Annotated in this window: 17 protein-coding genes; 14 read left to right on the top strand and 3 right to left on the bottom strand. The window is 38.1% G+C overall.

The window, feature by feature from the left end; all coding sequences use genetic code 11:
• Positions 1–183 precede the first annotated feature (183 nt).
• The 5 genes from ACWM35_RS16490 (at position 184) to ACWM35_RS16470 (ending at position 5,263) form a co-directional block, all read left to right on the top strand.
• Complete coding sequence (locus ACWM35_RS16490) at positions 184–927, top strand: alpha/beta hydrolase (RefSeq protein WP_454819891.1); 744 nt, start codon at positions 184–186, stop codon at positions 925–927.
• Positions 928–1,036: 109 nt separating this feature from the next.
• Positions 1,037–1,798: a threonine/serine exporter family protein gene (locus ACWM35_RS16485; RefSeq protein WP_454819890.1), complete on the top strand. Its 762-nt coding sequence runs from the start codon at positions 1,037–1,039 to the stop codon at positions 1,796–1,798.
• Positions 1,799–1,813: 15 nt separating this feature from the next.
• Positions 1,814–2,269 (top strand): threonine/serine exporter family protein, encoded by a 456-nt coding sequence (locus ACWM35_RS16480; protein ID WP_454819889.1) that lies wholly within the window; start codon positions 1,814–1,816, stop codon positions 2,267–2,269.
• 458 nt (positions 2,270–2,727) lie between these two features.
• Positions 2,728–4,224: an amidase family protein gene (locus ACWM35_RS16475; RefSeq protein ID WP_454819888.1), complete on the top strand. Its 1,497-nt coding sequence runs from the start codon at positions 2,728–2,730 to the stop codon at positions 4,222–4,224.
• 16 nt (positions 4,225–4,240) lie between these two features.
• Positions 4,241–5,263: a potassium channel family protein gene (locus tag ACWM35_RS16470; protein ID WP_454819887.1), complete on the top strand. Its 1,023-nt coding sequence runs from the start codon at positions 4,241–4,243 to the stop codon at positions 5,261–5,263.
• 206 nt (positions 5,264–5,469) lie between these two features.
• Here the strand turns inward: ACWM35_RS16470 and ACWM35_RS16465 are convergent, their stop codons facing one another.
• The 3 genes from ACWM35_RS16465 to ACWM35_RS16455 all read right to left on the bottom strand — a co-directional run bounded on the left by ACWM35_RS16465 (position 5,470) and on the right by ACWM35_RS16455 (position 7,528).
• Positions 5,470–5,856 carry a DUF350 domain-containing protein gene (locus ACWM35_RS16465; RefSeq protein WP_454819886.1) on the bottom strand — a complete coding sequence of 129 codons (387 nt, stop codon included), beginning with the start codon at positions 5,854–5,856 and terminating at the stop codon, positions 5,470–5,472.
• A gap of 77 nt (positions 5,857–5,933) precedes the next feature.
• Positions 5,934–7,214: a glutathionylspermidine synthase family protein gene (locus tag ACWM35_RS16460; RefSeq protein WP_454819885.1), complete on the bottom strand. Its 1,281-nt coding sequence runs from the start codon at positions 7,212–7,214 to the stop codon at positions 5,934–5,936.
• On the bottom strand, positions 7,214–7,528 hold the full coding sequence (locus tag ACWM35_RS16455; RefSeq protein WP_454819884.1) for a hypothetical protein: 315 nt from the start codon (positions 7,526–7,528) through the stop codon (positions 7,214–7,216). Before ACWM35_RS16455 ends, ACWM35_RS16460 begins: the two co-directional genes overlap by 1 nt.
• 94 nt (positions 7,529–7,622) lie before the next feature.
• Here ACWM35_RS16455 and ACWM35_RS16450 point away from each other — a divergent pair, with 94 nt between their 5' ends.
• From ACWM35_RS16450 to ACWM35_RS16410, 9 genes are all read left to right on the top strand, one after another.
• Positions 7,623–8,072 (top strand): hypothetical protein, encoded by a 450-nt coding sequence (locus ACWM35_RS16450; protein WP_454819883.1) that lies wholly within the window; start codon positions 7,623–7,625, stop codon positions 8,070–8,072.
• A 156-nt stretch (positions 8,073–8,228) separates the two neighbouring features.
• A complete protein-coding gene (locus ACWM35_RS16445; protein WP_454819882.1) occupies positions 8,229–9,494 on the top strand; it encodes an ATP-binding protein in 1,266 nt (421 codons plus the stop codon).
• Positions 9,495–9,759: 265 nt separating this feature from the next.
• The gene (locus tag ACWM35_RS16440; protein WP_454819881.1) at positions 9,760–11,175 is read left to right on the top strand and encodes an amino acid permease; all 1,416 of its coding nucleotides are present in this window, start codon (positions 9,760–9,762) and stop codon (positions 11,173–11,175) included.
• A 167-nt stretch (positions 11,176–11,342) separates the two neighbouring features.
• Positions 11,343–12,581, top strand: coding sequence for an ATP-binding protein (locus ACWM35_RS16435; RefSeq protein ID WP_454819880.1), 1,239 nt, complete (start codon positions 11,343–11,345; stop codon positions 12,579–12,581).
• Between the two features lie 213 nt (positions 12,582–12,794).
• Positions 12,795–13,958, top strand: a complete 1,164-nt coding sequence (locus ACWM35_RS16430) for an HD-GYP domain-containing protein (RefSeq protein WP_454819879.1) — start codon at positions 12,795–12,797, stop codon at positions 13,956–13,958.
• Positions 13,959–14,094: 136 nt separating this feature from the next.
• On the top strand, positions 14,095–15,276 hold the full coding sequence (locus ACWM35_RS16425) for a hypothetical protein (RefSeq protein WP_454819878.1): 1,182 nt from the start codon (positions 14,095–14,097) through the stop codon (positions 15,274–15,276).
• A gap of 339 nt (positions 15,277–15,615) precedes the next feature.
• On the top strand, positions 15,616–16,656 hold the full coding sequence (locus ACWM35_RS16420) for a hypothetical protein (protein ID WP_454820087.1): 1,041 nt from the start codon (positions 15,616–15,618) through the stop codon (positions 16,654–16,656).
• Positions 16,643–18,811 (top strand): molybdopterin oxidoreductase family protein, encoded by a 2,169-nt coding sequence (locus tag ACWM35_RS16415; protein ID WP_454819877.1) that lies wholly within the window; start codon positions 16,643–16,645, stop codon positions 18,809–18,811. Before ACWM35_RS16420 ends, ACWM35_RS16415 begins: the two co-directional genes overlap by 14 nt.
• Entirely contained in the window at positions 18,812–19,372 is a 561-nt protein-coding gene (locus ACWM35_RS16410; protein WP_063253156.1) for a 4Fe-4S dicluster domain-containing protein, read from the top strand.
• Positions 19,373–19,374: the final 2 nt, after the last annotated feature.

Raw genomic sequence — 19,374 nt, 5'->3', positions numbered from 1 at the left:
TCCTGTAAAACATCTCTTATTTATGCCTTTGGCCATGGGATGTTTATCACTACTTGCGAACATATGTATTATTTGCTGGAAATAAGTCATTTTTTTTACAAATAAAATTAGTCAAGCAGGTAATTAACGAAATAAACAGAAATATCATTATAGTAGTATCTTTTTTGAACAGGGGGCTTAAACATGATAGAGAAATATTCCGTTTTAGAAGGAGCAGAACCATTTTACTTTGAGGGAAACCAAATTGGTATTTTAGTTTCTCACGGGTTTACTGGCACAACACAAAGTATGCGTCCACTTGGAGAAGCTTATGCAAAAGCCGGATACACCGTATGCGGACCTCGTTTGAAGGGGCATGGAACCCATTATGAAGATATGGAGACAACAACATACGAGGATTGGGTTACATCGATCGAAGAAGGATTTCAATGGTTAAAAGAGCGTTGTGAAACGATTTTTGTCACTGGATTGTCAATGGGAGGAACTTTAACACTCTACATGGCGGAAAAACATCCAGAAATTCGTGCGATCATTCCCATCAATGCCGCGGTTGATATTCCAACAATGGAACAAGTTCAACAATTAAAGGATGTAAGATTTTTAGATGCAATCGGGTCAGATATCAAAAATCCGGATGTAAAGGAACTTGCCTATGAAAAAACACCGGTCCAATCCGTAAAGGAGATAATAAAATTAATGGATATGGTGAAAGTAGATCTCCACAAAATAAGCTGTCCTGCACTTATTTTCGTTTCCGAGGAAGATCATGTTGTTCCGCCAAACAATTCACTTTTAATTTTCGATAATATAGGTTCCGAAATAAAACTGATGCATGAAATGAAGGATAGCTACCATGTTGCCACACTTGATAATGACCAACAAACCATAATCGAAAAGACATTAACCTTCATTAAGAATAATCTGTAGTTTGTCACAAATAAACGCCTTCCACCATGGAATGGCGTTTATTTATTGATTATGTTTGTTGTTTTGATTAAACTTAGGAAATCATAAGAATAGTTGTGGTGAAATATGGATGGAAAATCAGAAAACAGTAACATACGAAATTATGGAGGTATGTTTACTTGCAGGGAAAATTATGCTGCAAAGCGGTGGGGAGACCTACCGGGTTGAGGATACGATGATGCGGATTGCTGCGGCATTTGGCATTGAAAAAACAGATAGTTATGTTACACCAACGGGAATCATCTTCTCAGCAGAAGGCTCGGAGCCTACGAAGACCAAGTTGATTCGGATCTTAACTCGTTCGACCGATTTGAAAAAAGTAGCAATGGTAAACAGTATCTCGCGAAGAATTACGAGCGGTGAGCTGAATCTACAAGAAGCCCTCAGTCTATTAAAGGAATTAGAGGTAAAAGACTTAAATTACCCACTATGGCTTCAGGTCGCGGCTGCGGCAATAGCAAGCGGCTGTTTCATGATCATGTTTCAAGGACAATGGGCCGATTTTATCCCTTCGATGATTTCTGGCGGTTTAGGTTATTTCGGATTCTTATACTTTCATCGCTTTTTTACAATCAGGTTTTTTTCTGAGTTTATGGCCTCGTTCCTAATTGGTTTGCTTTCATTAATTTTTGTTGAAATAGGAGTGGGTCAGCAGTTAGACAAGATCATTATTGGTTCTGTAATGACATTAGTCCCTGGGCTGTTATTGACAAATGCCGTAAGAGATTTAATGGCTGGCCATTTGGTATCGGGCTTATCAAAAGGTGCAGAAGCCCTGTTAACCGCCTTTGCGATTGGCTCCGGGATTGCCGTTGTTTTATCATTTTTATAAAGGAAGAGCAAAAATATGGAGATTTTAGGACAATTAATTACAAGCTTTATAGCTACGGCCGCCTTTGGAGTCATCTTTAATGCTCCGAAAGAGACGTTAGTGAAATGTGGGCTTGTTGGGATGGGTGGTTGGCTCATCTATTATCTTCTAGAAGATTATTCTAGAGATGCGGTATTGGCGACATTGACTGCTACAGTATTTGTTGGAGTAGTGAGCCAAAGGCTGGCAAAGTTTTATAGAACACCTGTTATCATTTTTAGTGTAGCGGGAATAATTCCCTTAGTACCAGGTGGTCTCGCCTATGATACGATGCGGAATTTTGTGGAGAACGACTATCAGTTAGCATTATCCTTAGGGGCAAAAGTGACTTTGCTTTCAGGATCTATTGCTTTTGGTCTGGTTTTTTCTGAGGTTTTTAATCAAGTGGTCCGAAAGATTACTCATGATACGATGAAAAATAGACAATTATAATAAAATTGACGAAGGCAGAGGAACTATCCTCTGCCTTCATTTGCTTTTGATCCAAATCTGGGATCGCTATTGTAACTTGTTAATGGTAATATCTTTCATTAGCCATCGCAAGGTAAAAATTTCTATATAATTAATGGTTATAAGATACCAATTTGCCGCGGTTACTGTTCCACCTGATGGTTTTATACCTAAACGACGTAAGCCCTACCTCTCTTACATCCTTACGGCTCCGAAGCCGATCCAGTGTGAATAAGTTTATCTTTAAAACATAAGCAGAATGCCAGAATAAATTCTTACATTGCGTATTTTCGTTAATTACAAGTTACAGATTTTGTAAAGCACAATATTGAATAATACAGGAGATTTAATCATTTGTCAACGGAATTGTAAATTAAAGGGATTGCCGCATTTTGGTAGAAATATTAAATATACATGTTTTGAAAGCGGGTGATAAAGGGATGGATGGTTTTGTTTACAAAAATTATGATGGACTTGGCATAGCAGAATTGGTGAAGAAAAAAGAAGTACAGCCCAAAGAGGTGTTAGCCGAAGCAATTAAAATGATCGAAGAGCATAATCCTAAACTTAATGCGGTTATCAATAAATTCTATGAAAAAGCAGAAGCAATGGCTGAGAAGGTAGATTTAAATGGCGTATTCGCTGGCGTACCAATGCTGGTAAAAGATATTTCACAAGAAATAGAAGGTGAACGGATCACATTAGGTTCAAAGGCATACCAAAATCATATTGCAAAGGCAGATTCTAATTACATAAAACAAGTGAGAAAAACAGGTGCTGTTTTCGTTGGACAGACGAATGTCCCTGAATTCGCATTAATGGGAATTACGGAGCCAGCATTTTACGGCCCTGCAAGAAATCCATGGAATCCTAACCATACACCAGGCGGTTCCAGTGGCGGTTCAGCTGCCGCTGTGGCCAGCGGGATGGTGCCGATTGCTGGGGCGAATGATGGAGGCGGATCGATTCGCATACCTGGCGCATATTGTGGATTATTTGGGATGAAACCGACCAGGGGGAGAACACCAGTCGGTCCATTTTACGGAAGATACTGGCAGGGGGCTTCCGTCGATTTAATTCTATCGAGGTCTGTTCGCGACAGCGCAGCGATGCTAGATGCAATAAGTATATATGAAAAAGGGGCAGCTTTTCATATTCCATCATTTCACGGTAGTTACCTTGATCAACTGCAGCAATCTTTAGACAAAAAACTAAATATTGCTTTTACCGTGGAATCACCATTAGGAACAGAGGTCGATCCTGATTGTAAAGAAGCTGTATTGAAATCAGCAAAATACTTAGAATCGCTTGGTCATAACGTGGTTGAGAAATCAGCACCGGTAAATGGAAGTAAATTGGCGAAAAACTACTTAACTATGTATTTTGGTGAAGTGGCAGCTACCATTACTTCCCTGGAGGAAATTCTTGGCAGGAAGGCTAGAATGAGTGATATTGAACTGACTACGTGGATCCTTGGGTTAGTTGGTAAAGCTACCTCTGCTGAAGAATTTGTCTTGAGCATTAGAGAATGGGATAAAGCCGCACTTGAAATGGAATCCTTCCATGAAAAATATGACTTATATATGACACCAACAACTGCGATGCCTCCTGCAAGGATTGGTGAACTTGAGCCAAGCAGTTCTGAGAAAACTGCAATGCAAATAGCTGGTAAGCTAGGGATTGGGGGAGTTTTGAAAAAAATCGGCATTGTTGAGCAAGTGGCCGAAAATAACTTAAAAAGGACACCATTTACACAACTAGCAAACCTTACTGGTCAGCCAGCAATGACGGTACCTCTACATCTTTCAAAGGAGGGTCTTCCGGTTGGAGTGCAGTTTATGGCCGCAAAAGGAAGAGAAGATTTGTTGTATGCATTAGCTGGCCAGTTTGAACAATCAGATTTATGGGTGCCGGTTCAAAACAATCCAATTTATTAAGAAAGGGGGGCTTGTTATGCTTTTTTTCCGCAGACTGTTCTTAACGGCATCGAGGTACCGGTATCGGACAGTACTCATATTTACGCTTTTATTCATTATTGTTAATGCCCAAGTTATGAGATTACTAGAGCCAGAGACCTTTGAAAATACGCTGCATGCAGTATGGTGGATATTAACAACGATGACAACGGTAGGCTATGGAGATGTGTATCCGACATCAGAAGTAGGAAGGACTTGGGCCATGTTTATCGTATATACACTTGGTATCGGGTTATTTGGAACCGTAATTGGTATTATTGTCGATGGAGTTTCTCAGTATAAAAGGCGAAAGGAGGAAGGGAAAATGTCTTATAAGGGGGAAAAGCATTTTGTGATTATTGGCTGGACAACGAAAAGCAAAAGTACCATCAAGGAGCTATTCATGGGGGATGCCAAAACAGAGATTGTATTAATTGATGAATTTGAAAAGACACCCTATGAACACGAACGTTTTCATTACATACAGGGCAGCCCAACCGATGTTGAAATTTTGCGAAAAGCAAGGATTGAAAAATCCAGGGCTGTATTATTATTTGCAGCAGATGGGATTAACAATCCGGATTTAGCGGATGGAAAAACGCTGTTAACGGCTTCCTCCATTGAACGATACGATGAGGAAGCGGCTGGAAATATTTATACGATTGCGGAAATTCTAAATGAAAAGCACGTCGATAATTTCAAGCATGTCAAAATTGATGAATTTATTTTATCAAATGGTTCTGTTTCAAACTTAATGGCGAAATCAGCTCAAACAAAAGGAGCTAGTCATCTCTTTACACAATTGTTAAGTCGTCAGGATGATGGCAGTGATCTATGGGAAGTCAGCCTGCATCCTGAATGGAAGACATACGGTGATGCCTATGAGGCGCTAAAGGAAAAAGGCGCTCAGCTTATTGCTGATCGAGACGATTTAAACATACTGAAGAAATGGAATACCCCAATTCCAGTAGAGGCTCGATTGATGGTAATATGCGACAAGCATACATACAATAATCTCTAAACAACCTGGCTATACGTGCTCTAAAAACGAAAAAGGAAGAAGAAATGGTCACGTAGAGAGGTTGTACGTGCCCGAATACCGAAAAACGAAGAAGAAACGGTCACGTAGAGAGGTTCTACGTGACCGAATACCGAAATACGAATAAAAAAGGTCACGTAGAGAAGTTCTACGTGACCGGTCATCTTAAATAATAGCAAAAATGGTCATTAGTAAGTTAAACAACCTGCAATGACTACCCCAATCGATACGGATAATAGCAAGAGAAACAGCCCGACAGCTTGGTTGTCTTCTTCAATACTTTGAGTGACATTAAAGCGGGGAGTTAGCCACTCAGCTAGATAGAATACGATAATCTGAGCAACGATTCCAACTGCTCCCCAGATTGCCATATCGATAAGGGAAATAGAATTAGCTGCAGCTGAGTATAAAACAATTGCCAAACCGAGTAATCTTCCTCCGAGGACATAGCTGGCGGCTTTATTTCCCTTCGCCATTAAAGAAAATTCCTTCACCTTAGTGGTGATTTCCATTAATAAAAGCCCGACTAATAATAATGCCAGTGAAACGCCTAAATAAATCAAGAAATTGATCATTAACAATCCTCCTCTTTAGTAATTGTCTAGCTACACCGCCTTGGGGCTCGGGGTCATAAGCCAATCTGTCAAGAAGGTTAAAAAGCAACCTTCTCGCCAGCTCGTCTTATGCCTGTCGCCCCTGGGCAAGGCGCTTCCGCTTTTCTTATGCCAACCGGTAAATAATACGACTCATTGCCGGTAATTTTTCCACCTGCTCGAATCCCGATGCTGCTTGGTTTCCCAGCTATTAAGAACGACCCAAACACATATGATAGCTCCTCAATGCCTTTTTCCGTTTCAAGCGAAACAACGGGAAGTGGCACATAGGATTGAAAGACAGGAAGTTCCTCTTTATAGGTTTCGAAAGAATTTCGATATTCCAAATGGGCATTGTTATCCCAAATGGTAATCGTATCTCCTTCCCTGCCGAAGGATGGTTTTTTTACATAAGAATCTGTTCCGAGGAATGGATCAGCTTCTAAAAATGTAGGAAGCATATACTCTTTAATCCATTGTTGTTCTTCCTCGGTATAATAGGCCCTTGCTTCTGCTAATCCCCATATCAAGCATTGAATTGATTTCGGCTGTAGCAAAAAGGCCGATACAGGATTGACAATCGAAATACTTCCTTCTTTTACTAACTGTAATAATTCAACTCCGACTAGGTCTCCTGTTTCTGGGTCCCGGTCTTCTACCAAGTGTTCAAGAGGATATGTCTGACGATATAAAACATCAATGCCAATGCCATCTGAATCTAATAGGACACCATCGGAAATTTTTAGTTGGGACATTGGTACAACTTTGTTTTGTACCTGACAAAGCTGACTTAAATAACAGGTGGTATTCCAGTCTTCCATATGGTCATGATGGGCAGTGAACACGACATTTGGCGTTGTCTTCCCGTTCGCTGCCTCAAGGACAGCCCTTGTAATCCCTGAAGATAGAAGCCGTTCTTGATTCTCGTTTGGATCCCAAAATCCTAATTCAGAGCAAACCTTCCCATTAATATGAAAGCACTCAACAATAAAAGTGGGTGTATCACTATTAAATTCAAGCATCTTAACACCATTGCTCGTAACTACAAAATCAAACCGAGCGATTACCGTTTCGGGAAAAATAGATTTCATTCGAATAAACGGAAGACTTGCAGCAGGAAAACCTAGCTCCAAAAGCTGATTATCTTCAAGACTGCGAAGAAGATTGGCTGTTTTGAAAAATACTTTTCCCATCCGCTCAGACGCTGTTTGCAAAAGCTTATGGGTTTGTTCCGTTATCGAAAATACATGATAAAGTCCGTATTCACCACCATACAAATCGGACCAAAAATCAGGATATTTTGAATAAAATTGATTCCGTTCTTTTGCATAAATGGACATTAACCACCAAATCCACCCTTCGAGCCGCTGCCAAATCCTCCTTTAAAGCTCGAAGAAGATTTATAGGATTTATAAGCAGAAGAATTCAAGAGAGAGGACTTACTCTTATAAAACGTTCCCCCGTAAAAGTAATGTCCATAATATCTAGAGGACTTTTCATCACATTCCCATACGCCTTCCTCATCATCCCAATCCCAATCTGAGCATCTGTTATCATCAGGTTCAGGAGGTAAATCCTGTTGTGTACAACCGGCGAGCGACCCTGCCATAAGGCTTGTAATAACTCCTGTGATTAACCAATGAGTTTTCTTCACCTGCCACACTCCTTTTCGAGTTATATACTTATTATAAAAGTAAATGTTAGGAAAACAATGGTAAAATAAGAAGAAAAAAGAAAGAAGGATGACAATGAGGTTGGAGTACCGGCTTGATGACGAATTAAAACAATATCCTGCCTTGTGGAATTACCCGAACATCAACACTACTGAGGCTGTAGCAAGAATGACATGTGAATACTTTGTAAAAGATGGAGTAACATACAGTGTCACCGCAACATCAATGGATCCAGATGGAACAGCGGTGTTATTTGTGAAAAAAGAATATTTCACAAATGATTTATCAGAAACCATTTATTCTAATATAGGCTTTGAGGTAAGAGAACTGCATGGTGGAACATCTACTCTTTTGGAAAGTAAGGATGTATGGGATCATGAAGATATTTTGACCGTGCTTCATTCCGATTTTCTTTATATTAAACGAGATGGAAAGTTTTTAGAGCTAGGATTGGATTCGCGGGAGATTGATGAAGATCGTAAATGCTATGTTTTTTATGGAAGTTTTACAGGTAAAAATCGCTAAAGGTTGAGAAAGTACACTAGTGACTAGTGTGCTTTTTGTTTAGATAACATTATTGTAAGATAAAAAAATTGACGATAATTTTGTGAAAATGAAGGATATTTGCATTATTTTGTCGTATAGTTAACTGTAGTATATGGGTGTGTTGGGGGAAATGAAATGCTGGCAGAAAAACTTCTTTTGAACTTATTAATCACAATCTCACCGGTCCTGCTTCTTAGTGTTTTTACGGAGTATAGGAAGAAACTTAGTTCTCCAATCATTCATGGAATCTTTTATAGTATAGCGGCCCTTTTCTGTATGATCTTTTCCTATGGAAACTATGGATTTACCTGGGATCTTCGCTATGTTCCGCTAATTTTAGCCTATCTATACGCAGGTCCAGTTTCTGGAACAATCGTTTTTGTTACGATTTTTTGTTCCCGGATATTATTAGGCGGAGAGACCGTAGTTTTTGGTCTGGTAAATACTGTTCTCATCGTAATCTTGCCGCTCCTTGTTTTTAAGAAATTTTGGAGTCAATCATCGAATAACAGGGTGTTAATCGCTACCTTAATTGGTGCATGTTCATTATTGTTCATCTTTTTTTCTTTCACTGTTTACCAAAGTATAGAAGGCAAAGCATTTACTTTAAATTTAAATATTCCTGATATCATAATTGTTGGCATCATTGATACCATCGCCATTATGATTGGGGCTAAGCTGAATGAGGGAATTATTGAACGGACAAAAATGAAGGACGAAATTCAAAGGGCGGAGAAGTTAAATACATTGGGAGAACTTGCAGCTTCCATTGCCCATGAGGTTAGAAATCCACTTACCGTTGTAAAAGGGTTTTTGCAGCTCATGCAACAAGAGGAGAAAGGGGAAAATTATCAATATTTAGCCCTTGTTTTAAGCGAATTAGGTCGAGCAGAATCAATCATTAATGATTATCTGAATTTTGCCAAACCAAAATTTGAAAAATTTGAAGATTGCTCCTTGGGTGAAGTACTATCCGAGGTGATTATGCTTCTCGATCCACTGGCTGTTAAACAAGGTGTTGAATTGGAGAGTGACATAGATCCAGTCGATTTCCACCTTATTACTGATCGAAATCAATTGAAGCAGGCACTGGTTAATCTTATAAAGAATGCGATAGAAGCTACGCCAGAAATAGGTAAAGTCACAGTACGTTTGAAACCTAACGGCAGCCAAGCATATGTATACATATCTGACACTGGTAAAGGAATGACCGATGAACAGCTTTCGCGGATTGGTACTCTGTTTTACACAACGAAAGAAAAAGGAACTGGCTTGGGAACCTCTGTTTCGCTAAGAATTATTGAAACCATGCACGGCAAGGTTTCTTATAAAAGTAAACCTGGTGTTGGAACAGAAGTAACCCTGACTCTTCCAGAAGGAAAAAGAGAATTGCTAAGCTAGAAGAAGCTAACCATTGATGAAATGGTTGGCTTTTTTTATACAAAAAAGAAAATTAATTTATTGAAATAATAAAAAACGAAAATGGATAGATTTTAGGATATAGAAAAAACTAGATTAATCAGACTTTTTGTGCTGGAATAATATAGAATATAATTTATTTTCAAAATAATATTGCTTTTTACGAAAAATGATTATATTATTCGAATATAGATTTTGCGATCTATCTTTTCAGAACATTTCGACAATTGGTCGTGGAGGTATAGTTATGAGTTTATTTAGAAAAAAGTCGATTCAAGAGTTAATGAAGGAAGTCGGACAGAAAGATGTCACTTTAAAAAAGGAATTAGGGGCATTTGATTTAACAATGCTGGGGATTGGAGCAATCATTGGGACAGGAATCTTCGTCCTTACTGGAGTGGCAGCTGCGGAACATGCCGGACCGGCGCTAATCATTTCTTTTATTTTATCAGGTTTGGCTTGTGTATTCGCAGCCCTTTGTTATGCAGAGTTTGCTTCAACAGTTCCCGTTTCAGGTAGTGCCTACACATACAGTTATGCAACATTTGGAGAGATTATTGCTTGGATATTAGGGTGGGTACTAATCCTAGAATATGGGCTAGCCTCATCAGCAGTTGCAAGTGGATGGTCTGGATACTTTCAAGGACTTCTATCAGGATTTGGAATTCACTTTCCAAAGGCGCTAACCAGTGCCTATGATCCTGCAAATGGAACATATATCGATGTTCCTGCAATCATTATTATTTTATTAATTACGTTATTATTAACACAAGGTGTTAAGAAGTCTGCTCGTTTTAATGCGATTATGGTTATTATAAAAATTGCTGTTGTTTTATTATTTATCGCTGTTGGTGTTTGGTATGTGGAACCAGCAAATTGGACACCATTTATGCCATTTGGGTTCTCTGGAGTTGCAACAGGTGCAGCGACCGTATTCTTTGCCTATATTGGCTTCGATGCAGTAGCGACAGCAGCCGAAGAAGTTAAAAATCCGAAGCGAAATATGCCAATTGGGATCATTGCTTCTCTGCTGGTTTGTACAGTATTATATATCGTGGTTTCTGCCATTTTAACAGGAATTGTTCCTTATACAGAGCTTGGTGTGAAAAATCCAGTCGCATTTGCACTGAACTATATTAATCAGGATTGGGTTGCTGGTTTCATTTCTCTTGGGGCAATTACAGGTATTACAACTGTCTTACTTGTAATGCTTTATGGGCAAACAAGACTTTTCTACGCAATCAGCCGTGATGGATTATTGCCAAAGATCTTTTCTAAAGTGGACAAAAAGAAGCAGACGCCTATCATAAATTCTTGGATTACTTCTGTATTAGTAGCATTTTTCGCAGGTGTTGTTCCATTAAGTAAGTTAGCTGAATTAGTAAACATTGGAACATTATTTGCTTTTATGACCGTTTCAATTGGTATTTTATATTTAAGAAAGAATAATCAAGCTCCTAAAACAGGATTCCAAGTACCATTTGTGCCATACGTTCCTATATTAGCCTTCCTATTCTGTGGATACTTAGCGTTACAACTTCCTGTGACAACATGGATCAGCTTCTCGGTTTGGTTGGTGATTGGTTTGTTTGTCTACTTTGGATATGGCCGAAAGCATTCGAAACTAAACAAAACTGATAATAAAATAAATCAAGCTAGCTGATCAAAAAGAAAAGGGTACTTGCGCAAATGTGCAAGTATCTTTTTTTAGGAAAAAGAAGGATTTTGTCGAAAAAAATCGAATTCCATTAAAAATTAACAGTAATTTTCTAGAAAAAATGGTAAAATGGTATGAGAATTATATTAGAAAAATAAAGGGAGAAACATTTTATGCAAGATGGCCTCAGGAACCCGAAGTTAATAATAGAAGAAACTAAGGCAGTAAAGTTTTTTATTTGGCTATTTTATATTTTTTTACTAGCATATGATATTTTTAATTATTTTTTAATGCCCTTTTATATTACAAAAGAGGAAATTGGACTTCCAAGAAATAGTTTGGGTATATTTTATTACTTAGTTATTTTTATGTTCCTACCATTTTCTAACTACCATATAAAAAAAGGAAACCCTTATATCGTAAAATATTTATATTTATTCGGGTATATGTTTATTGAAATTATTAATAATCTTTTTATTTATTTGGGTACTGATATTCCATATGGTTCGGGAAACATTGTAGAATTGTTGTTTATTTTTTTTGCTCCTATTTTTGTGAATAAAAAATATCTCTGGATAGCCTCCAGTTGTATGATTGTAAAATATATGTTCTTAGGTAGTATTTTACGTGACACCCGGGTTGTATTACCGACTATAACGTTTCTAATTTTATCTGTAATAGCCTATTTTCTTTTAACACGTTTTATATCATACATTAATGCCTTAATCTCTGTTCATAATGAACTTAAACAGAAAGAAAAACTGGCTGTTATGGGTCAAATGGCTGCAGCTATTGGGCATGAAATTAAAAATCCATTATCCTCCTTAAAAGGATTTACTCAATTACAGCATGAACGGTATCCAAATACTAATGAATTTTATCCAATCATGATTCAAGAGATTGATAGAATAAATTCTATTGTTAATGATCTGATGTATATAGGTAAACCGAAAGAAATTTGTTTTTCTAAGGCTAATATAGAAGAAATTATTGCTTATACTTTATCCATTACTCAACAACAGGCAGAAAGACAAGGGGTCTCTGTTGAAACAACAATTGCTGGGCCATTACCGCCATTAGATTGTGATTCTAAACAACTAAAGCAGGTTTTTATCAACTTAATGAAAAATGCAATTGAAGCCATGCCGGATGGCGGAAAGTTAATGATAAAAGTAAAAGTTCTAGAGGGAAATAAAATGAACATTTTGGTGCAGGATGAAGGGTGTGGGATTGACTCAGCTATTATAGATAATTTAGGTGAGCCGTTTTTTACAACAAAAAAAGAGGGTACAGGACTGGGATTAATGGTTACGAATCAAATTATTAAAGACCATAATGGTAAACTAAATATTGAAAGCAGTCTTGGTAAAGGTACGAAAGTAAATATCATGCTGCCAATTTTACAAAGCTGAAAAATAAATTCATATTTAGCCAAAATTCAGCAAGTTTCTGTATTACAACTGTACTATCTATGAGATATAATGTAGAGGAACAATGAAAAATAATAGATTTTGTAACATCTTCGTACATATATTAAATTAAGGGTGCCGAGGTTAGTTATTATTTTCGGTACTATTGATACGGAAAATTGAATTGGACATGTATTAGAAAACCTGGAGGAAAATATGTTACCACTAGAAGAAAAACAGACAGTCAAATGGTTTCTTTTAATATCCTATATTATATTGATTGGTTATGATTTTTTTTATTACTACCTAGTACCTGAGTATATAACAAAAAAGCAGGGCGGTTTACCTGGTGATTTTTGGCCTATTAACTATGTAGTATTAGCTATCTTAATTCTAGTTGCTTTTTATTTGAATAAAGTGCAAAAGCAATATTGGATTAAATATGTATTTATAGTCAGCTATTTAGTAACTGCTTTTCTAATTGATATAATAACCTATTATGGAAGTGGAGATACGTATACTAGTGGAAATGTTGTGGAGGTATTTTTGATTTTATCGTTACCACTTTTCTTAAATAAAAAATATTTTTGGGTAGTTAGTATAGGAATTGTGACTAAATATGTCTTTTCAGCCATTTTATTGAAGGCTTCTTTTCTAATTATGCCAATCATATTAGTAATTATATTATCAATTATGTCTTTCTTTTTATTAGTTCGCTTCCAAGGATATGTTAAAGCAATAAGAACCTCTTACGACAATCAGTTAGAAGGGATTGTAAAAGGGGTGATTGCAACATTAGAATTGAAAGATCCATATACAAGAGGGCATAGTGAAAGGGTTGCAAGCTATGCTCTAATATTCGCTAAAGAAATTGGCAAGCTTTCAATAGAAGAACAAAAATCGTTTTATTATGCTTGCTTACTTCATGATATAGGTAAAGTAAATATTCCAGATCATATTTTAACTAAGCCAGGAAAATTAACGACAGAAGAATTTGAAATAATAAAAGCTCACCCAGCCGTTGGTGCCGATGCAGTACAAAATGTTGAAGGTATTAAGGATTGTATCTCAGTTATCAGGTCTCATCATGAGCGTTGGGATGGTAAAGGATACCCTGATCAATTAAAAGGCGAGGAAATCCCTTTACTCGCTAGAGTATCATCGATTGCCGATGCTTTTGATGCCATGACTTCTTCAAGGTCATATCGAGAAGCCATGCCAGTTGAAGAAGCATATCGTCGTATTCTTGAAGGAACGGGTTCACAATTTGACCCAGAATTGGTAGAACAATTCAAGATGGTTTATCCAGCTTGGGTCAAATTTCATCAAAAATATCCATGGACAAAAAAGTTTGAATTACTTAGGGAGGTGGAAAAATGAAAATCCGCAAGCTTAAGAAGGTAAAAACAACTTGTTGGTGGTGTGCTTATATTGGAATAAAACCATAAAAAATGGGATGCTAGCGAATGCTATGCATCCTTCTTTATTTTAGATTTTTGTTAGGAAAGGTGTTAAAATGGGCATTTATTTACATATGCGTCTTTCATTGAACCCCGTCAAAATCCGTAAAGATAAAAAACATTATATCATCGAAGACAAAACCACAGGTGAATTCTACGAAATGCCTGAGGTTTGTATCGACGCGATTAATTTGATGAACAATGGTATGCTATTAGGTGCTATCGAAGAAATATTAATAGAAAAATATCCAGATGAGGACGTCGACCTTTTAGATTTTGCCAACCAGCTTCTAGAGTTGGGTTTGATTGCTGAAATTGATGGTGTAAAGGTAGAAAAAAGCCAGATAAAAAAAGAAACATTGGGATTTCAATGGATATCCCCGAATCTAGGGAAATTCTTTTTCAATCGATTCACATATATATTATATTTTGTAATTTTTATAGGTAATCTTTACTTATTTATTACCGAACCTTCTTTGTTCCCGCATCATATGGACATCTTTATTTTTGATACGATGGTGTTTAATGTGATTGTATGGATGTTATTTACATTTATACTTGTGCTTATCCATGAGTTTGGGCATGTATTGTCGATGAGGGCACATGATCTTCCAACAAAAGTAGAGGTTGGTCATCGATTGTTTTTTGTTGTTCTAGAAACAGATATGTCTTCGGTTTGGAAATTGGCTCCGAAAGAGAGAAATGTACTGTATCTTGCAGGTCTGTGTTTTGATAATGTCATCCTTTTTATTGCGCTCTTATTTCAGTTATTGTTTCCGAGTAGCTCAGGAATCGCCATGGGTTTAATGAGCCTCGCTGTATTTGATATTGTGTTAAGGATGCTTTATCAATGCTGTATTTACGTGAAAACTGATTTATATTATGTATTTGAAAATGTATCGGGCTGTTATAATTTGATGGAAAATGCGCATCAAATTATAAGACAACGGCTCCCTTTCCTGAAGCCGAAATCCTCAGAAGAGGTTGTTTTTTCAGCTGAGAGGAAAACCGTTTTCCGATTTTCTATCTTCTATTTTCTAGGGATTGCGATATCGATAGCGTTATACTTTATTTATTATATCCCTGAAGTTATCCATGCTGGAAAACAGCTTCTCCCTGGATTTGGGCAACCGCCTACAAGTCTGGCTTTCTGGGATGCAATCGTATTTTCGTTGCAAGTCGGGGTCTTTGTTCTGTTGCTTCTATATTCATGGAGGAAAAAGTACATTCAAAATTAGAGTTGTCTAGCTCCAGCGCCTAGGGGCTCGGGGTCATAAGCCAATCCGTCAAGAAGGTTAAAGAACAACCTTCTCGCCGGCTCGTCTTATGCCTGTCGCCCCTGGACAAGGCGTTTCCGCTTTTCTATTTGTGACAGTTGTTTGTCTAAAATAATAATTCTAAGGGTTTTTCCTCCTGAGGATGGGGGAGTTCCCTGATATTTGTAACACTAGCGTTTTTCTTACAATAAGAGTAAGAGAAAACGTTAGTGTTATTTTTTTATATAGGAGGGGCTGGAAATGCAGGCTACAAATAAATCTCAAGCAAACACGGCAGCGAATAAGAAATCAGGAAGCACCATAAATGATGCCTTCGCTTCAAAATTTGCTAAATCAATGTTTTTATCTGTCACTGGAATTGTGATTTTAATGTTTATTGGAACAAGAATGTTTACACATATTGACCTGAACCTTTATGGCTATATGGTTGGAACGATCGTGTTCATCGGTGGATTTTTTTACCGCTTTATTGCTTGGGGAGAAAGACCGCCAACGAAAATTTTTATTAAAAAAGGCTTAAAATTGCTCTTTAGAAAAAGCACTCCAAAAACAGCAGTTAATCATTTAGCTATCTACGATTTTATTAAAAACCGCGGTTTGTACCGTTGGATTCAACATATTTTAATTGGCTGGGGCTGTGTACTTGCTTGTTTAGTTACTTTCCCACTTGTATTTAGCTGGATGTATTTCACGATGGAAGACAATGGCTACTATACGATCGTCCTGATGGGGATGGACTTAATGCAGGTAAAGGCTGATGGAATTATTGCTTGGTTTTCTTATAATGCCTTAAATATTTCAGCTATCATGGTTATCACAGGAGTTTGTATGGCATTGCACCGCCGCTTGAAAAATATGCAGGCAAGAGCAGAGCAAAAATTCATTTATGATTTCTTACCACTTTATCTATTACTTTTAATTTCCGTTACAGGACTGTTGCTAACTGTTCAAAACGTATTTTTACATGGCTGGATGCAGCCGCAAATGTCTTTAATTCACCAATTTTCCGTTATCGTAACGTTAATTTACTTGCCATTTGGTAAACTTGCTCATATTCCATTCCGTCCCGTGAGTGTCTTTGCCCGAAACTATCGTGAGCACTACGGTGAGCAAGCAATGAAGGAATGTAAAGTGTGCGGTGATCATTTCGTATCAGTAGAACAGTCTGATGATGTTATTCAAGTATTGGGTGTTAATGAGATGGAATTCAATATGCAGGACGGCTTTAATCTCGCTGAATTATGCCTTCCTTGCCGAAGAAAATACAGAATTTCTAGATTCTCAGGCTTTGCAACCCATCAAGTGAAGGTTAAGGAGGCAAACCAGAATGCAAAGGGATAAGTTTTTTAAAGAAATAGAGAATGTGCGTCATCCAAATGAGACGCTCGTAAAAACACACTGCAGCTATTGCGGAATGCAATGTGGAATGAACCTACGTGTTAATACCAAAACAAATAAAATTATCGGGGTTGAACCTCGTTATGACTGGCCGGTAACGGTTGGGAAAATGTGTCCAAAAGGGGTTACTGCCTATCAGCAGACAAACCATGATGACCGGCTTTTGAAGCCTTTAATTCGTGATGATGCTTCCCTTAAAGGAACTAAAGAGGGTTTCCGCGAAGCTACTTGGGAAGAAGCATATGAGTTAATTGCGAAGAAATTCACTGAACTTCAAGAGAAATATGGTAAAGATACATTGTCTGTATTCAGTGGTGTATCGATGACGAATGAAAAATGTTATTTAACCGGAAAGTTTGCAAGGGTTGCCCTTCAAACACGCTATATCGATTATAATGGCCGTTTCTGTATGTCCAGTGCGGCCGGCGGCTTCCTTCGTTCATTCGGGGTTGACCGTGGTTCGACCTTACCTTGGACGGATATCCATGAAACAGATTGCTTATTTATTGCCGGAAGTAACACGGCAGAGTGTCACCCAACTTCGATGTTCCGTGTTTGGTCCGTTCAAGAACGAGGAGGCTACTTGATTGTTGCGGACCCTCGTGAAACACCAATTGCAAGAAGAGCAGATGTTCATTTGGATTTAAGACCAGGAACAGACTTAGCTCTAGCCAATGGAATTCTAAATCTATTAATCCAAAACGGCCATGCTGATGAAGCATTCGTTAACAACCATACCAATGGTTTTGAAGAAACAAAAGAACTAGTTAAAGCATTTACACCTGAATATACTAGTGAATTAACGGGAGTTGCTCCTGAAAAAATCATCCGCGCAGCTGAAATTTATGGTAAGGCTCCAAATGCTATTGTGATGTTCGCCCGTGGTATTGAGCAACAGCATAAAGGAGTAGATAATGTTTCCGCTTATACGAACATGGCATTGGTAACAGGTAAAATTGGTCGTCCTAAATCTGGTGTTGCAACTTTTACAGGTCAGGGAAATGGTCAAGGCGGACGTGAGCATGGACAAAAATCGGATTTACTGCCAGGATATCGTAAAATTACCAATCCAAAACATGTTGAGGAAGTATGTCAGGTTTGGGGAATCACTCCAGAGGAAATGCCACAGCCGGGAGTCTCTGCTTATGAAATGTTTGAATTAATGGAGCAAAAAACAATTCGTGCTATGTACCTGCTATGCTCGAATCCAGCAGTATCAGCACCGAACTTAAACTTTGTCCGTAAAGCAATGAAGGGTCTAGACTTTATGGTTTGTGCAGACTTTTATTTATCCGAATCTGCAGAGTTTGCTGACGTAATCCTTCCAACGGTTACATGGTCTGAAGATGAAGGGACAGTAACAAACCTTGAAGGCCGTATCATTAAAATCAATAAAGCACAAGAACCACTTGGTGAATCAAAGCCTGATTGGCAAATTCAAGCAGAGCTAGCTGAATATCTTGGAAGAGGAAAGTATTTCTCCCACTTAAAAACGGCAAAAGATGTTGCGGATGAGTTCCGCTTAGCAACGAAAGGCGGCTACGCAGATTACTACGGAGCTACTTGGGATAAAATCGACAAGCAAGATGGTGTTTTCTGGCCATGTAAAGATGAAAATGACGAAGGAACACCGCATATGTTCTTAGATAAAAAGTTCTACCATCCAGATGGAAAGGCAAAAATTTGTGCGCTTCCATATCGTCCACCAGCTGAGGAGCCTTGTGAGGAATATCCACTCCGTCTAACAACAGGACGTGTGGTTTATCACTATCTATCAGGTAACCAAACTCGCAGAATCCAATTTTTACGCGATATGTGCCCGGAACCATATGTCGAGGTTCACCCGGAAACAGCTGAGAAATATAACATTGCTCATGAAGAATATGTCCGCCTCTTTACACGAAGAGGAGAAGCTGAATATAAAGTGAAAATCACGGAAGCGATTCGTAAAGATACCGTATTTGTGCCATATCACTTTGGCCACGATAAATCTATTAATCTGTTAACGATTGCAGCGCTTGACCCTATGTCACGGATGCCGGAATTTAAAGCGTGCGCAGCACAGATTGAAAAACTAGAAATGAAGAAGGTGCAGTAAATGAAAAAGAGGCTATACCTAGAACTAGAAAACTGTATCGGGTGCCGTTCTTGCTTAGCGGCATGTACGCAGTGCGGCGGGCATGAGGAGCGTAACCGTAACTATGTTTACGATGTTAACCCGCTTGTTAACCGTCAAACGATGCCTCTAATGTGCCTTCACTGTGTGAATCCAGCCTGTGCAAGAAGCTGTCCGGCTCAGGCAATCCAAATTCATGAAACAGGAGCCGTTCTTTCAGCTCTTGTAGAAAAATGTATTGGCTGTCAAAACTGTACAATCGCTTGTCCATATGGAATTCCGAAGTTTGATACAGAGCAAAACCTAATGTACAAATGCGATCTTTGTATAGACCGTACAAAAGATGGTATTCCGCCAATGTGTGCAAGTGTTTGCCCATCTAACACATTACAATGGCTAACAGATGAAGAAATTGAAGCAAAACAAAAGCAATTTAACCTTGATAATGGTAAATGGGTTACAAGCATGCCTTATTTAGAAGGCGAAACGAATGTTAGAGTGAATCTCCCTGGAATCCTGCAGGGTGTCACTAAATTGTTCTAGGA

The sequence above is a fragment of the Neobacillus sp. K501 genome (assembly GCF_053749995.1).
Note: the sequence above shows the minus strand (reverse complement) of the source record. Positions and strands in the feature narration are given on the sequence as shown.

Excerpts from the sequence above, each read along its gene's own strand:
- ACWM35_RS16490 (WP_454819891.1), top strand. The coding sequence starts at position 184 with ATGATAGAGAAATATTCCGTTTTAGAAGGAGCAGAACCATTTTACTTT.
- ACWM35_RS16485 (WP_454819890.1), top strand. The coding sequence starts at position 1,037 with ATGGAAAATCAGAAAACAGTAACATACGAAATTATGGAGGTATGTTTA.
- ACWM35_RS16480 (WP_454819889.1), top strand. The coding sequence starts at position 1,814 with ATGGAGATTTTAGGACAATTAATTACAAGCTTTATAGCTACGGCCGCC.
- ACWM35_RS16475 (WP_454819888.1), top strand. The coding sequence starts at position 2,728 with ATGGATGGTTTTGTTTACAAAAATTATGATGGACTTGGCATAGCAGAA.
- ACWM35_RS16470 (WP_454819887.1), top strand. The coding sequence starts at position 4,241 with ATGCTTTTTTTCCGCAGACTGTTCTTAACGGCATCGAGGTACCGGTAT.
- ACWM35_RS16465 (WP_454819886.1), bottom strand. The coding sequence starts at position 5,856 with ATGATCAATTTCTTGATTTATTTAGGCGTTTCACTGGCATTATTATTA.
- ACWM35_RS16460 (WP_454819885.1), bottom strand. The coding sequence starts at position 7,214 with ATGTCCATTTATGCAAAAGAACGGAATCAATTTTATTCAAAATATCCT.
- ACWM35_RS16450 (WP_454819883.1), top strand. The coding sequence starts at position 7,623 with ATGAGGTTGGAGTACCGGCTTGATGACGAATTAAAACAATATCCTGCC.
- ACWM35_RS16445 (WP_454819882.1), top strand. The coding sequence starts at position 8,229 with ATGCTGGCAGAAAAACTTCTTTTGAACTTATTAATCACAATCTCACCG.
- ACWM35_RS16440 (WP_454819881.1), top strand. The coding sequence starts at position 9,760 with ATGAGTTTATTTAGAAAAAAGTCGATTCAAGAGTTAATGAAGGAAGTC.
- ACWM35_RS16435 (WP_454819880.1), top strand. The coding sequence starts at position 11,343 with ATGCAAGATGGCCTCAGGAACCCGAAGTTAATAATAGAAGAAACTAAG.
- ACWM35_RS16430 (WP_454819879.1), top strand. The coding sequence starts at position 12,795 with ATGTTACCACTAGAAGAAAAACAGACAGTCAAATGGTTTCTTTTAATA.
- ACWM35_RS16425 (WP_454819878.1), top strand. The coding sequence starts at position 14,095 with ATGGGCATTTATTTACATATGCGTCTTTCATTGAACCCCGTCAAAATC.
- ACWM35_RS16415 (WP_454819877.1), top strand. The coding sequence starts at position 16,643 with ATGCAAAGGGATAAGTTTTTTAAAGAAATAGAGAATGTGCGTCATCCA.
- ACWM35_RS16410 (WP_063253156.1), top strand. The coding sequence starts at position 18,812 with ATGAAAAAGAGGCTATACCTAGAACTAGAAAACTGTATCGGGTGCCGT.